The following is a 13,051-nucleotide window of genomic DNA, read 5'->3' as shown; positions in this document are numbered from 1 at the left end:
GCGATTAGGCACTCATATTCTGCCCCATCTGCGCGCGCCTGACCATGTTGTTTGTAAGGCGATGTAACGACAAGCGGCCCCGCACGGTCAAATGGGGCCTGCCGTCGCACTTACACAACAAATCAGCGTTTCTTCAGCTGCGACAGATCGCGCACGGCGCCGCGGTCGGCCGATGTCGTCAGGGCCGCATAGGCCTGCAGCGCCTGCGATACATAGCGTTCGCGGTTGACGGGCAGCCAGGCATCGTCACCCTTCGCTTCCATGGCGGCGCGACGCGCGGCCAGTTGCGCATCCGTCACGCGCAGGTTAATGCTGCGCTCGGGGATATCGATGTCGATGAAGTCGCCCTCTTCCACCAGGCCGATGGCGCCCCCTTCGGCCGCTTCCGGCGACGCGTGACCGATCACCAGGCCAGAAGAACCGCCCGAGAAGCGCCCGTCCGTGAACAGCGCGCATGCCTTGCCCAGACCCTTCGATTTGATATACGAGGTCGGGTACAGCATTTCCTGCATGCCGGGGCCACCTTTCGGGCCTTCGTAGCGGATGATGACGACATCGCCTTCATGCACGGTGTCTTCCAGGATGGCCGCGACAGCCGCATCCTGGCTTTCGAACACGCGCGCCTTGCCCGAGAATTTCAAAATGCTTTCATCCACGCCCGCCGTCTTGACGATGCAGCCCTTTTCGGCCAGGTTGCCGTACAAGACCGCCAGGCCGCCATCCTGCGAATAGGCGTGGGCCTTGTCGCGGATGCAGCCCGTGGCACGATCCGTGTCGACGGCGGCGAAGCGCTCCGATTGCGAGAACGCCGTCTGCGTCGGCACGCCGCCCGGGGCGGCGCGGAACAGTTCATGCACGGCAGGATTATCCGTGCACATGATGTCGTTTTGCGCGATGGCGTCGGCCAGGGTAGGCGCGTGGATGGTCGGCAAGGTGGTGTTGAGCAGGCCGGCACGCGCCAGTTCGCCCAGGATGCCCACGATGCCGCCCGCGCGGTGCACGTCTTCGATATGGTATTTGTCCGTCATCGGCGCCACCTTGCACAGGCAGGGCACCTTGCGCGAGATGCGGTCGATGTCAGCCATCGTGAATTCCACTTCCGCCTCGTGCGCGGCGGCCAGCAAATGCAGCACGGTGTTGGTCGAGCCACCCATGGAGACGTCGAGCGCCATGGCGTTTTCGAAGGCGGCCTTGGTGGCGATCGAGCGCGGCAGCACCGAGTAATCGTCCTGCTCGTAATGGCGCTTGGCCAGGTCCACGATCAGACGTCCCGCGCGCAGGAACAGTTGCTGGCGGTCGGAGTGCGTGGCCAGGATGGTGCCGTTGCCAGGCAGGGCCAGGCCCAGCGCCTCGGTCAGGCAGTTCATCGAGTTGGCCGTAAACATGCCGGAGCAGGAACCGCAGGTCGGACAGGCCGAACGCTCGATTTCCGCCACGTCGGCGTCGGACACGCTGCTGTCGCCCGCCTTGATCATGGCGTCGACCAGGTCCAGTTTGATGATCTTCTGCGTGCCGTTGACGACCTTGACGACCTTGCCCGCTTCCATCGGCCCGCCCGAGATGAAGACGACGGGGATATTGATGCGCATGGCGGCCATCAGCATGCCCGGCGTGATCTTGTCGCAGTTCGAGATGCACACCATGGCGTCGGCGCAGTGGGCATTGACCATGTATTCGACGGAGTCGGCGATCAGGTCACGCGACGGCAGCGAATACAGCATGCCGCCGTGGCCCATGGCGATGCCGTCATCGACGGCGATGGTGTTGAACTCCTTGGCCACGCCGCCTGCCGCCTCGATTTCGCGCGCCACCATCTGGCCCAGGTCTTTCAGATGCACGTGACCGGGCACGAACTGGGTGAACGAGTTGACGACGGCGATGATCGGCTTGTCGAAATCGCCATCCTTCATGCCGGTGGCGCGCCACAGGGCGCGGGCGCCAGCCATGTTGCGGCCGTGGGTGGTGGTGCGGGAGCGGTATTGCGGCATGATGGACCTTCCAAAAGTGTTGGTGCCTGACTGTGCGGGCCTGTAGTAAAACCCTGCGTACAGTGGGGATACGTCAGATTGCCTTGCGCGCGCCCCACTGTCAAATATATGATGCACGTGTCTGTGAGTCGTTTTACATATCACAGCACTTATTCCACATGGAAACGCATATGAATCTCGAACTGCGCCAGTTGCGCTATTTCGTCACCGTCGCCGAGGAATTGCACTTCGGTCGCGCCGCCGCGCGCCTGCACATGACGCAGCCTCCCCTGTCGCAAACCATCATGGCCCTGGAAGAGCTGCTGGGTGCGCCCCTGTTCGTGCGCACGCGCCGCGAGGTACAGCTGACGCCGGCAGGCAGCGCCCTGCTGCCCGAAGCGCGCCGGCTGCTGGCACAGGCACTCGATTTGCCGGCGCTGGTACGGCGGGCCGCGCAGGGCGAGGCGGGGCGTTTGAGCCTGGCGTTTGTCTCCTCGGCCGACTACAGCGTGCTGCCGCCCTTGCTGCGCGCTTACCAGACGGCCTATCCGCAGGTGCAGATTGCACTGCAGGAAGCCACCTCCGATTTGCAGCTCGATGAATTGCTGGCCGGGCGCACGGATGCGGGCCTGTTGATCCCGCCCCTGCCCGAGAAGGCGAAAGGAGAGCTCGATTACCTGCCAGTGCTGGCCGAGCCGCTGGTGCTGGCTGCGCCGTCCGGCCTCGACATCCTGACTGCGCCAGGGCCCGTGCACCTGCGCGACGTGCCGGCCCTGCCTTTGATCATCTTCCCGCGCGCGATATCGCCCGCCCTGCATGACGCGATCCTCGGCGTGTTCCGCGCGGCCGGCATCACGCCGCAGATCGGCCAGGAAGCGATCCAGATGCAAACCATCGTCAGCCTCGTCTCGGCTGGCATGGGCATCGCGCTTGTGCCACAATCGGTATCGAATCTGATGCGCCCCGGCGTAGAATACAGGCCGCTGCAGGACGCCACGCCCCTGGTGGAAACGGGCCTGGCCTGGCGCCGCGACAATCCGTCCGCCGTACTGCAAGGCTTTTTGGCGCTGCTGCGCAAGCAGATCAGCGCGACCGCCGATTAAATTAAGTGGCCGCTAAGGCAAAAAACCGCAAGCGCCCCCATACTACGCAACCTTAGCTTTAAACAAAGAAAGAAACCCCATGCTGATACACCCGATGCCCGACCCGATCGCCATACAAATCGGCCCGCTCGCCGTGCACTGGTACGGTCTGATGTATGTGCTGGCCTTCGCCCTGTTCATTATCCTTGGCCGCGTGCGCATCAAGCAGCCGCATATCGCCGTGCTGGGCTGGAAGAAGGAAGACCTCGATGACATGCTGTTCTACGGCATGCTGGGCGTGGTGATCGGCGGGCGCCTGGGCGAAGTGCTGTTCTACCGTCCCGAATACTTCATGCACAATCCGCTGGAGATCTTCATGGTCTGGCATGGCGGCATGTCCTTCCATGGTGGCTTCCTCGGTGTCATCCTGGCCATGTACGTGTGGAGCCGCAAGGCGGGCCGCAACCTGTTCGACGTGCTCGACTTCATCGCGCCGCTGGTACCGCTCGGTTATGCGGCGGGCCGCCTGGGCAACTTCATCAATGCCGAACTGCCGGGCCGCATCGCCCCGGAAAGCCTGCCGTGGGCCATGCAATGGCCAGGCATCCCCTACCCCGTGCATCCGTCGCCGCTCTACCAGATGCTGGTCGACGGCATTTTGGTCTTCATCATCCTGTGGCTGTATGCCCGCAAGCAGCGCCCGCGCATGGCTGTCGGTGCCATGTTCACCCTGCTGTACGGCTGCGCGCGTTTCTTCACAGAATACTTCCGCACGCCGGACTGGGAAGTCGTGTGGCTGGGCGTGCCGATCACGTCAGGCCAGATGCTGTCGCTGCCGATGATCGTCGGCGCCATCGCGCTGCTGGTGTGGGCCCATAAAAGCCAGGTGATCGGCACGCCGCCTACCAAGGCCCGCCCGGCAAATACGTAACACCGCTTTCCCTCGGTGGCGCGCCAGGCAGGCGCGCCACACCTCCGTCTGCAACATTTCTCTAAAAACAGCAAAATTTCCTGGTGGAATAGACTTGCTGTTGACATCTGGGTATCATCGTTTTCAGTGCAGCCATACTGGCGGCACGCCACGACGCCACGATACCGATGCCACCGGGGAGTGCCTTGCCATGCCGCCTGCCGGGCGAAAACTGACATGCTGGATCGCGCTGGGCACCTGCTACGTGCTGGCCCAGCTGGCCCTGACGGCCTGGGCCGGCACGCGCGCCCCTTGGGTGAGCTATGCATTCAGCATTGTCTCGCCCCTGCTGGCGATGGCCGCCTGTTGCCGCTGTGCCTACATCAGCGCGGCAGGCGCCGCCAGGACAGGCTGGGCCCTGTTCGCCGTGGCCATGCTGTTCTGGAGCACGGGCATGATATTGTCGGCCTGGCAAGACCTGAGTGGCCAGGTAGCATCCGACGCCACGTATTTTTCCGATTTTGCCTATTTCATGTATGGCGCGCCTCTGCTGCTGGCCATGTCATCCGTGACGCACGAACATCCCTCGCGCACCCTGCGATGGCACGACGCCGTGCAGGTGTTGCTAGCGACTTACCTTGCCTATTTAGCCATCTTTTCCGTGACGCCCTTCGACCAGCGCTCCATCGCGCCGATTCCCGCCAGTCTGCTGGTGCTGACCTATAACGTGGAAAATCTGGCCCTGGCCTGCTGCGCTTCGCTGCGCCTGCTGGCGCACCGCCGCGATGGCGGGCAAGGCCGCTTTTACCTGCTCCTGACGGTATTTTTATGGTGCTATGCGGGCTGCGCGGGCGCGTATAACTATCTGACCCTGCACGGCGTGACGGAGCAATGGAGCGAAGTGCTGCCGGGCCTGCCGTTCCTGCTGCTGGTGCTGCTCACTACGCGCGTCCCGGCGGCGCAGGCGGGGATGGAAAGTACACAGGCGCAGCGGGCCCCGCAAAAGCTGACCCTGCTGATCGACAATTTCAGCCCCATCTTCTTTACGGCCGCCTTGCTGGGCCTGGGTTTTGCCGTCATGCGCACGCATTTCTACCTGGCGGCGGCATCGCTGTTCGTCGCGCTGTTGCTCCACGCGCTACGCTCGGCCACCCTGCAAAGCCGCTACATGCAAAGCGAACTGGCTTTGCGTGCGGCGCATGACAAGCTGGAAAAACTGTCGCTGACGGATGGCTTGACGGGCATCGCCAACCGGCGCTGCTTCGACCAGACCTTGCAGCTGGAGTGGCAGCGCGCCGCGCGCAACAATCACCCACTGGCGCTGCTGATCATCGATATCGATTTCTTCAAAAGCCTCAACGATACCTTCGGCCACCCGTATGGCGACGCCTGCCTGGTGCAGATCGCGGCAGCCCTGCATTCCGCGCTGCCGCGCGCCAGCGACCTGGCGGCCCGATTCGGCGGCGAGGAGTTTGCCGCCATCCTGCCCGCCACCGACGGCGCTGGCGCGCTGGCGGTGGCGCACAAGATACAGGAAGCGATCGCCGCTGCCGCCATCGTCCACGCGCCGTCGCGCGGCGGCCTGGTCACGGCCAGCATCGGCCTGGCGCTCAATAGCGAGGGGCAGACGCCGGAACAATTGCTGGCCGCCGCCGACCAGGCCCTGTACCGGGCCAAGCAGAATGGCCGCAACCGGGTCGAAGAGCAGGCGTAGATCAGGCCTTCAACTTGCCGGTAATGACTTTCCATTGCGCCGGCGTCACGGGCGTGATCGACAAGCGGCTGCCCTTCTTGAGCAGCAGCATGTCTTCCAGTTCCGGCATCTGGCGCATTTCGGACAGAGGCAGCAGCGCTGTCTTCTTCACGCCCCGCACGTCGACACTGATCCAGCGCGGCTGGGCCAAGGTGGCCTTGGCATCGAAATATTTGCCACCCTCTTCAAACTGGCTGTGATCGGGATACGCGCCGCTGGCCACTTCGGCGACGCCCGCCACGCCTGGCTGCGGGCAACTGGAGTGATAAAACAACACGCCATCGCCCACCTGCATGCCGTCGCGCATGAAGTTGCGCGCCTGGTAGTTGCGCACGCCGAACCACGGCATGGTGTGCTGCGGCGCGGCCATCAGGTCGTCTATGCTCACGTCATCGGGTTCGGATTTCATCAGCCAATATTGTTTCATCTAGACTCCGTATCAAAGCGACAGACGTAAAAAAACGGTTGCGCATGATGCGGCAACCGTTTTCAGTGGTAATGCAAATTGGGCCCCGCCGGTGCCGCTATGCCGGCATCCCGAACCAAACGGTTCAAGGTGGTCACGTTAGTTCAATTTCGGGTTCGTCGAACGAGCGACGCTCACTCCCATCAAACAAAATTCGCAACCGATGCGCATAAATGGTTCAAGGAATATATGGCAATCGCGAACACCGCAGGGTAGACCCAAGTTTACTCCTTTGATCGCGCATCGCAAAGACAAATCGTACTGTGTCCGCTTAAAATCCAATTAATAACACTGACCAAAACCGTAGCGAGCGGCGATGAATTGTGGCCAAGAAGCGCAGCTGTGCTTGAGCACAGCGAGCATCGCAGGCCGCAAGGCGCGACGCGCAGCAGGTTTGGTTCGGTGTTTAAAAAAGATTTTCCTGGGGCGTCAACGCACTATCGAGCACAGTATGCATGGCCGAGATTTTTTGCTTCACTTCCAGTATCGTCAGCTCCGACAGCGGACCTTGCGGCGACTTCACGGAGAGGAATTCTGCGGCCACGCCCAGAGCGGCCAGCACGGCGATGCGGTCATTGCCCTTGACCTTGCCCGCGTCGCGGATGGCTTTCATTTTGCTATCGAGATAGATTGCCGCTTCGCGCAGCGCACGCTCTTCACCGTCGCGGCACACCATGCTGTAGGACTGGCCCATGATATTGACATCGACACGCGGCATTACGCTTCCCTCTCGTTTTCGGCAATATAGGCGCCCGCTTCCGAAGCGGCTTGCTCCAGGCCAGCTTGCACCAGTTCGGGAATTTTTTCCAGCAACGCTTCCACCCGCTCCTGCGCCTCGCGCATGCGTTGCACATACAGGGCGTTCTCGGCGGCCAGCGCGGCATTGTCCTTGCGCAATTGCGCGTTTTCACGGCGCAGCGCATGGGTCATTTCGGCCAGCAGGCCGATCTTGTCGGATAATTCGTTGAATTCGGAAATCATCCCGCCACTATAGGGCGGACGCTCCATGGGCGTCAATCGAATCACGCCGCTGTCACACATATTTACATCAATGCAGGGCAGTTGGCGGACAATACACACTTTTTCCGGCGCTTTTCGCCAAGTGCGCGCATCTTCCAGCGCCCCGATGGCAGCGTTTACTCGTCGACGTAATCAGGTTCGATATCGAGTCCGCCATAGCGGTTTTCGCAAGAGCGGCGCGTCAGCGTCTGTTGCCCACCCTTGCCGTCAAGCACCATCGTCAAGTCACGGCAAGTGCGGCTGTAGCTGCCAGGTTTGGCGTCCGTCCGCGAGGGCGTCAGGCGCACTGCCAGCGGCACCGCATTGCCCAAGCCCTTGTTGCTCCACTGGCGCGTCTTGCCATCCTCTTCATCTTTCAAAGTGCGCACGGCGGCCGTCAGCAGCGCTTTCTGTTCCTTGGCATTGAGCCTGGCGATGGTGACGTCCGACAGGAACGGCGGATATACGATAGGTGCCGGATCCTTGCCCTGCACGTCCCACTTGCCGCTGTTTTGCGAACAGGTGCGCCGGCTCAGGTCCTGCGACTTGCCGCCCGCCGTGACGACGAATTTCAGGTCGCGGCAGACGTGCGCCTTCAGGCTGTGTTCCGTCATGCCGGAATTGCTGAAGTTATACGTCACTTTCACCAGCACGCCACTGTCGCCGCCGTTGTCCCATACATGTGCTTCCTGGTCGTCGTCATCCTTGTTCAAATCGTTGAACAAGTCGTTCAGCAGCATTTCCTTTTCCAGCGGTGTCAGGGTCGCCACGGTGATCTCGTCGACGATGGTGGGCGTTTGCGCGGCGGCATTGCCCAGGCAGGCCAGGCCGATGAGGGTGGCGCCCAGCAGGCGTAGGGCGGGATGGGAAATCGGGAATGGCATGGTGTTCTTTCTGATGCAAGTAGTGATGTGTGGCGATATTGATATGCAATTACAATCATCTTATCAAATTCCATAGTAAAACTCTGTATCCTGCGCGTACAGGAACGCCCCCCATGCGGACGGCATGCTAGAGTCGCTGCTGTTGCTGACGCCCGGGAAGTTGGCTTGCGCCAGCGCAAACCCAGTGCAGATGCAGGCTCTGCTTATCGTGTATGTATATATTCCTCTTGAATAAGCCCTTGAAGTTGACCCATACCGTCCCTATAATTAGCACTCGTTAGTAGAGAGTGCTAACAAACTCTTTCGTAGCAATCCTCAGGACTGATGGTGCTTGCCAGACCACTGCAGGGAACGCTACGCGGCGGGCGACGCCGCGATGCACCACTGCCGGATACAGGCAAGGACAGGATGACTTGGGGTTTGCTTGACCGTTGCGGGCTGCTTTCAACGGCGGTCACTGAAAGCACGTCTGGCGCTGTGCCGGACATGTATTCATTTAGCAACACTTATCCATTGAACTTTAAGGAGTTTTGTATGAATCTGCGCCCATTGAACGATCGCGTCATCGTCAAACGCCTCGACCAGGAAACCAAAACTGCGTCCGGCCTCATCATTCCTGATGCAGCTGCTGAAAAACCGGATCAAGGCGAAGTCCTTGCCGTAGGCAATGGCAAGATTCTCGACGACGGCAAAGTCCGTCCTCTGGATGTCAAAGTAGGCGACCGCGTCCTGTTCGGCAAGTACGCCGGCCAAACCGTCAAAGTTGACGGCGATGAGCTGCTGGTCATGCGCGAAGAAGACATCATGGCGATCGTCGTCAAGTAATTGTTTCCACGTTGTAGACAGATACATCCCGAAACTCAGGAGAATTGAACATGGCAGCTAAAGAAGTAGTATTCGGCGACGCAGCGCGCGCCAAGATGGTCGAAGGCGTCAATATCCTCGCCAACGCAGTCAAAGTAACGCTGGGCCCGAAAGGCCGCAACGTGGTCCTGGAGCGCTCGTTCGGCGCCCCTACCGTCACCAAGGATGGTGTGTCGGTAGCGAAAGAAGTTGAACTCAAAGACAAGCTCATGAACATGGGCGCGCAAATGGTCAAGGAAGTTGCTTCCCGCACCAGCGACAACGCCGGCGACGGCACCACCACCGCCACCGTACTGGCACAAGCCATCGTGCGCGAAGGCATGAAGTTCGTTGCCGCCGGCATGAACCCGATGGACCTGAAGCGCGGTATCGACAAAGCAGTTGCTGCAACCGTCGAAGAACTGGCGAAAATCGCCCGTCCTTGCACCACGACCAAAGAAATCGCCCAAGTTGGCGCGATCTCGGCAAACTCGGACTACTCGATCGGCGAGCGTATCGCTGAAGCGATGGAAAAAGTCGGCAAAGAAGGCGTGATCACCGTTGAAGACGGCAAGTCGCTGAACGACGAGCTCGATATCGTTGAAGGCATGCAGTTCGACCGCGGCTACCTGTCGCCATACTTCATCAACAACCCAGAGAAACAAGTTGCCGTACTGGACAGCCCATTCGTCCTGCTGTGCGACAAGAAAATCTCGAACATCCGTGACCTGCTGCCGGTACTGGAACAAGTCGCTAAAGCTGGCCGTCCACTGCTGATCATCGCAGAAGACATCGAAGGCGAAGCACTGGCGACCCTGGTTGTGAACAACATCCGCGGCATCCTGAAAACTTGCGCAGTGAAAGCACCTGGCTTCGGCGACCGCCGCAAAGCCATGCTGGAAGACATCGCTGTCCTGACCGGCGGCCAAGTGATCGCTGAAGAAGTCGGCCTGACCCTGGAAAAAGTGACCCTGGCCGAACTGGGCCAAGCGAAACGCATCGAAGTGGGCAAGGAAAACACCATCGTTATCGATGGCGCCGGCGAAGCTGCCTCGATCGAAGCACGCGTGAAACAAGTGCGTGTACAGATCGAAGAAGCGACCTCGGACTACGACCGTGAAAAACTGCAAGAGCGCGTGGCCAAACTGGCTGGCGGCGTTGCCGTGATCAAGGTTGGCGCTGCCACCGAAGTCGAAATGAAAGAGAAAAAAGCCCGCGTTGAAGATGCACTGCACGCTACCCGCGCTGCCGTGGAAGAAGGCATCGTGCCAGGCGGCGGCGTAGCCCTGCTGCGCGCACGCGCCAACATCACGGTCAAGGGCGACAATCCTGATCAAGATGCCGGTATCAAGATCGTCCTGCGCGCAATGGAAGAGCCACTGCGCATGATCGTGCAAAACGCAGGCGAAGAAGCTTCGGTCGTCGTGGCAGCCGTATTGGCTGGCACGGGCAACTACGGCTACAACGCTGCCAACGGCACGTATGGCGACATGGTGGAAATGGGCGTTCTGGACCCAGCCAAAGTGACCCGTTCGGCGCTGCAAAACGCTGCTTCGATCGCTTCGCTGATGCTGACAACCGACTGCATGGTCTGCGAAATCGCTGACGACAAAGCAGGCGGCGGCATGGGCGGCGGCATGGGTGGTATGGGCGGCATGGGCGGCATGGACGGCATGATGTAATCCCGGCGGCCCCGCGCGCAGGCGACGGCACGCGGGGCCGCACACGCCGGGACAGGACAGGCAGACCAAAAGCTGTTTGCACCTGCCCGGCAGCCCCGAAAGCTATCTTCTACGGAAGGTAGCTTTTTTTTCGCCTATAGATTTTTTGGCAAACCCGTTTGGCGAGCCTGTTTGACAAGCCCGGCGATTGCCCACCCGCGCGTTTTGCTTTAGCATGGCCGCCATCGTCCTTCTTTCTCACGCCACCATCATGCCGCCACGCGCCTCTTCTTCCAAAACCACCATCATCGCCGGCATCCTGGCCGGTTTGCTGGCCGCCGGGCTAGGCGCTTTCTACCTGCACCAGCAATCCGCGCCGCACGCTGACAATGGCCCGGCCGCGAGCAGCCAGGCGGCGCAGGAGCAGAACGCGCGCGCCGTCGATGCGCTGATGGCATTGCCGGAAATCAAGGCATGGTCGGCGCATATCGAAAAGGCTACCGGCGGCCGCGCCCATGGAGCCGTGATGGAAACGTCGCCCGAGACGCGCCTCGTCGATGGCGTCGCGTGCTATCAGCTGAGCTTTTTCGAAAGCACGCCGGACGCGGCCCACCGCTGGGAAAGCTTTGTCGTCACGCCCGACGGCAAGCGCATCCTCGTCGACGACATCGTCACAGGCGACCTGCTGAGTCTGGAACAATGGCGCAAGGACAACGCGCCCATGCAGCGCATCGCCACCCAGTAATTGCCCCTACGCCGGCGCCCCTTGCGGCGCCGCGCCGCGCACGCGCGCCACCCACCACACCGTCCACAGCGACAAGCCTGCCGCCAGCCAGCCATTCATGCCATAGCCGCTGATATGGCCGGCCGCATCCGTCTGCAGGGTCAGGCCTCCCATCCACGCGCCCAGGCCGCTGCCCAGGCTTTGCAGGGCCGAATTGGCACTTAGAAACGCACCGCGCTTGTGCGGCTCCGGTATCGTCGTCAGCAGCGCCTGCAGCGGTATCGTGCGGCCCGAGACGAGGGCCATAAAAAACGGAAACACCAGCATCAGCGCCAGCAGCGGCAACTGAGGCAAATGCGTCATGAACAGCAGCGGCGCGATCGACATCAGGGAGACCCAGCGGTACACCTGCTGCTTGCCGGCCCGGTCCGCCCAGCGGCCGATCAGTCGCGCCGTGAAGATCGTGGCGCAGCCGCCCGCCAGATACACCCACGTGACGTCGGCCGGCGCCAGCCCCAGATTGCCCACCAGCACGGGCGAGATGAAGGGAATGACCAGCATGCCCGCCGTCATGTTGACGATGGACAAGGCAAACGCTTCCAGGTGACGCCGTTCCCGCAGCAGCGCCAGCAGGTTGGGCAGCACCTGACGCAGCGGCGTGGGAGCCGCGCCCATATGCGCCGTCAGCGAGGGTAGCACGCGCGCCGCGCCCAACCAGATCAGCAGCGACAGCACAACCAGCAGGAAAAACGGCGAGGCCCAGCCAAAGTGGGCGGCCAGCACCACGCCGGTGGGCACACCGCCCACGGCCGCCATGGCAAACGAGGTCATGACAATGCCCGTGGCCGCGCCACGCCGCTCGGCGGGAATCACGTCACCGATGATGGCCATGACGATGGCGCCCAGCACGCCGCCCGTCAGCCCCGCAAAGGCGCGCGACCACAGCAGCACATGGAAGTTCGGCGCCAGCGCACAAGCCAGGTTAGACACGGTAAACAGGCAAAACATGGTCAACAGCAGCTTCTTGCGGTCGAAGCGGTCGATATACGTGGCCGCCAGCAAGCCGGACAGGCCCGCGCACCAGGCATACGCGGAAACGGCGCCCGAGACGGCAGCGGGGCCGATATGGAACGCCTGCATCAGCTGGGGCGCCAGCGGCATCATCACCATGAAATCCATGATGACGGTAAATTGCGTGAGCGCCAGCAGCCACAGCATCGCGCGTTCGCGCGCCGGGGTCAGCATGGGAACAGGCGCGACCTTCGATGCGGCCATCATGCCAGCGCCTCGATATCGGTACGGGCCTGGCGCAGGATGGCGCGCACGGCATCGAGGCGACGGGCATCGGGCTCGCCCGCGCGCCCGCGCGCCAGCACGGCCGCCTTCAATTCGTGCATCAGCTGGCGCAGATCGTCTTCCGCGCCGGCCGGCGCATCGACCCTGGCGGCAATCGCGTCGACATAGGCGCGGTTCGCTGCCAGGAAGGCCAGCCCCTCGGGCGTGATGCTGTGCAGTTTCTTGTTGCCATCGAGGCTGACGACGACATAACCATGGCCCACCAGGCCATGCATGAGCGGATAGATGGCGCCGGGACTGGGCGCATACGCGCCGCCGGCGCGTTGGGCTATGGACTTGATGATGTCGTAGCCATGGCGCGGCTTGTCGGCGATCAATTGCAGCACCAGATAGCGCAAGGTGCCCGCATCGAACATTTTGGGTCCGCGGGCAAGCTGACTGCCAAGCGAGCCCGGCGTGTCTCCCT

At 61.8% G+C, this 13,051-nt stretch carries 13 protein-coding genes and 1 other RNA gene; 6 read left to right on the top strand and 8 right to left on the bottom strand.

The genetic code is table 11. The annotated features are described in order from the left end of the window. Positions 1 to 122: 122 nt before the first annotated feature. On the bottom strand, positions 123 to 1,988 hold the full coding sequence (gene ilvD / locus ACQ4WZ_RS00860; protein WP_436572359.1) for a dihydroxy-acid dehydratase: 1,866 nt from the start codon (positions 1,986 to 1,988) through the stop codon (positions 123 to 125). A 170-nt stretch (positions 1,989 to 2,158) separates the two neighbouring features. Here ilvD and ACQ4WZ_RS00855 point away from each other — a divergent pair, with 170 nt between their 5' ends. The 3 genes from ACQ4WZ_RS00855 to ACQ4WZ_RS00845 all read left to right on the top strand — a co-directional run bounded on the left by ACQ4WZ_RS00855 (position 2,159) and on the right by ACQ4WZ_RS00845 (position 5,673). Continuing rightward, positions 2,159 to 3,070: a LysR family transcriptional regulator gene (locus ACQ4WZ_RS00855; protein ID WP_133989623.1), complete on the top strand. Its 912-nt coding sequence runs from the start codon at positions 2,159 to 2,161 to the stop codon at positions 3,068 to 3,070. A 79-nt stretch (positions 3,071 to 3,149) separates the two neighbouring features. After that, complete coding sequence (gene lgt / locus ACQ4WZ_RS00850) at positions 3,150 to 3,980, top strand: prolipoprotein diacylglyceryl transferase (protein WP_101482516.1); 831 nt, start codon at positions 3,150 to 3,152, stop codon at positions 3,978 to 3,980. Positions 3,981 to 4,170: 190 nt separating this feature from the next. Next, on the top strand, positions 4,171 to 5,673 hold the full coding sequence (locus ACQ4WZ_RS00845) for a GGDEF domain-containing protein (protein ID WP_436572358.1): 1,503 nt from the start codon (positions 4,171 to 4,173) through the stop codon (positions 5,671 to 5,673). 1 nt (position 5,674) lies between these two features. On the opposite strand, the gene ACQ4WZ_RS00840 is transcribed toward ACQ4WZ_RS00845, so the two are convergent. The 5 genes from ACQ4WZ_RS00840 to ACQ4WZ_RS00820 all read right to left on the bottom strand — a co-directional run bounded on the left by ACQ4WZ_RS00840 (position 5,675) and on the right by ACQ4WZ_RS00820 (position 8,061). After that, positions 5,675 to 6,139 carry an EVE domain-containing protein gene (locus ACQ4WZ_RS00840; protein ID WP_133989619.1) on the bottom strand — a complete coding sequence of 155 codons (465 nt, stop codon included), beginning with the start codon at positions 6,137 to 6,139 and terminating at the stop codon, positions 5,675 to 5,677. A gap of 78 nt (positions 6,140 to 6,217) precedes the next feature. Beyond that, positions 6,218 to 6,395, bottom strand: a non-coding RNA gene (ssrS, locus tag ACQ4WZ_RS00835) — 6S RNA. Positions 6,396 to 6,584: 189 nt separating this feature from the next. Beyond that, positions 6,585 to 6,896, bottom strand: a complete 312-nt coding sequence (locus tag ACQ4WZ_RS00830) for a cell division protein ZapA (protein WP_034747344.1) — start codon at positions 6,894 to 6,896, stop codon at positions 6,585 to 6,587. Beyond that, complete coding sequence (locus ACQ4WZ_RS00825; protein ID WP_306821367.1) at positions 6,896 to 7,186, bottom strand: DUF904 domain-containing protein; 291 nt, start codon at positions 7,184 to 7,186, stop codon at positions 6,896 to 6,898. Before ACQ4WZ_RS00825 ends, ACQ4WZ_RS00830 begins: the two co-directional genes overlap by 1 nt. 128 nt (positions 7,187 to 7,314) lie before the next feature. Continuing rightward, on the bottom strand, positions 7,315 to 8,061 hold the full coding sequence (locus tag ACQ4WZ_RS00820; RefSeq protein ID WP_101482520.1) for a hypothetical protein: 747 nt from the start codon (positions 8,059 to 8,061) through the stop codon (positions 7,315 to 7,317). Between the two features lie 534 nt (positions 8,062 to 8,595). Here ACQ4WZ_RS00820 and groES point away from each other — a divergent pair. The 3 genes from groES (at position 8,596) to ACQ4WZ_RS00805 (ending at position 11,310) form a co-directional block, all read left to right on the top strand. Next, positions 8,596 to 8,886 carry a co-chaperone GroES gene (gene groES / locus ACQ4WZ_RS00815; protein WP_010400979.1) on the top strand — a complete coding sequence of 97 codons (291 nt, stop codon included), beginning with the start codon at positions 8,596 to 8,598 and terminating at the stop codon, positions 8,884 to 8,886. 50 nt (positions 8,887 to 8,936) lie between these two features. Next, entirely contained in the window at positions 8,937 to 10,586 is a 1,650-nt protein-coding gene (groL, locus tag ACQ4WZ_RS00810; protein WP_010400981.1) for a chaperonin GroEL, read from the top strand. Positions 10,587 to 10,800: 214 nt separating this feature from the next. Further along, entirely contained in the window at positions 10,801 to 11,310 is a 510-nt protein-coding gene (locus ACQ4WZ_RS00805; protein ID WP_101482521.1) for a hypothetical protein, read from the top strand. A 6-nt stretch (positions 11,311 to 11,316) separates the two neighbouring features. On the opposite strand, the gene ACQ4WZ_RS00800 is transcribed toward ACQ4WZ_RS00805, so the two are convergent. Both ACQ4WZ_RS00800 and ACQ4WZ_RS00795 read right to left on the bottom strand, forming a co-directional pair. Then, positions 11,317 to 12,567, bottom strand: a complete 1,251-nt coding sequence (locus ACQ4WZ_RS00800) for an MFS transporter (protein ID WP_436572357.1) — start codon at positions 12,565 to 12,567, stop codon at positions 11,317 to 11,319. Then, positions 12,564 to 13,001, bottom strand: a complete 438-nt coding sequence (locus tag ACQ4WZ_RS00795) for a PadR family transcriptional regulator (protein WP_133989611.1) — start codon at positions 12,999 to 13,001, stop codon at positions 12,564 to 12,566. Before ACQ4WZ_RS00795 ends, ACQ4WZ_RS00800 begins: the two co-directional genes overlap by 4 nt. Positions 13,002 to 13,051 lie beyond the last annotated feature (50 nt).

Source organism: Janthinobacterium darwini (genome assembly GCF_051380905.1).
Classification (GTDB): domain Bacteria; phylum Pseudomonadota; class Gammaproteobacteria; order Burkholderiales; family Burkholderiaceae_D; genus Janthinobacterium.
The sequence above is the reverse complement of the archived record's forward strand: the minus strand, read 5'-3'. Positions and strand labels throughout refer to the sequence as shown.

What these genes read in the sequence shown, in the direction of transcription:
- groES (WP_010400979.1), top strand. Translation starts at nt 8,596, where the DNA reads ATGAATCTGCGCCCATTGAACGATCGCGTCATCGTCAAACGCCTCGAC.
- ACQ4WZ_RS00805 (WP_101482521.1), top strand. Translation starts at nt 10,801, where the DNA reads ATGGCCGCCATCGTCCTTCTTTCTCACGCCACCATCATGCCGCCACGC.
- ACQ4WZ_RS00855 (WP_133989623.1), top strand. Translation starts at nt 2,159, where the DNA reads ATGAATCTCGAACTGCGCCAGTTGCGCTATTTCGTCACCGTCGCCGAG.
- ACQ4WZ_RS00795 (WP_133989611.1), bottom strand. Translation starts at nt 13,001, where the DNA reads ATGTTCGATGCGGGCACCTTGCGCTATCTGGTGCTGCAATTGATCGCC.
- ACQ4WZ_RS00830 (WP_034747344.1), bottom strand. Translation starts at nt 6,896, where the DNA reads ATGCCGCGTGTCGATGTCAATATCATGGGCCAGTCCTACAGCATGGTG.
- lgt (WP_101482516.1), top strand. Translation starts at nt 3,150, where the DNA reads ATGCTGATACACCCGATGCCCGACCCGATCGCCATACAAATCGGCCCG.
- groL (WP_010400981.1), top strand. Translation starts at nt 8,937, where the DNA reads ATGGCAGCTAAAGAAGTAGTATTCGGCGACGCAGCGCGCGCCAAGATG.
- ACQ4WZ_RS00825 (WP_306821367.1), bottom strand. Translation starts at nt 7,186, where the DNA reads ATGGAGCGTCCGCCCTATAGTGGCGGGATGATTTCCGAATTCAACGAA.
- ACQ4WZ_RS00800 (WP_436572357.1), bottom strand. Translation starts at nt 12,567, where the DNA reads ATGATGGCCGCATCGAAGGTCGCGCCTGTTCCCATGCTGACCCCGGCG.
- ACQ4WZ_RS00845 (WP_436572358.1), top strand. Translation starts at nt 4,171, where the DNA reads ATGCCGCCTGCCGGGCGAAAACTGACATGCTGGATCGCGCTGGGCACC.
- ACQ4WZ_RS00840 (WP_133989619.1), bottom strand. Translation starts at nt 6,139, where the DNA reads ATGAAACAATATTGGCTGATGAAATCCGAACCCGATGACGTGAGCATA.
- ACQ4WZ_RS00820 (WP_101482520.1), bottom strand. Translation starts at nt 8,061, where the DNA reads ATGCCATTCCCGATTTCCCATCCCGCCCTACGCCTGCTGGGCGCCACC.
- ilvD (WP_436572359.1), bottom strand. Translation starts at nt 1,988, where the DNA reads ATGCCGCAATACCGCTCCCGCACCACCACCCACGGCCGCAACATGGCT.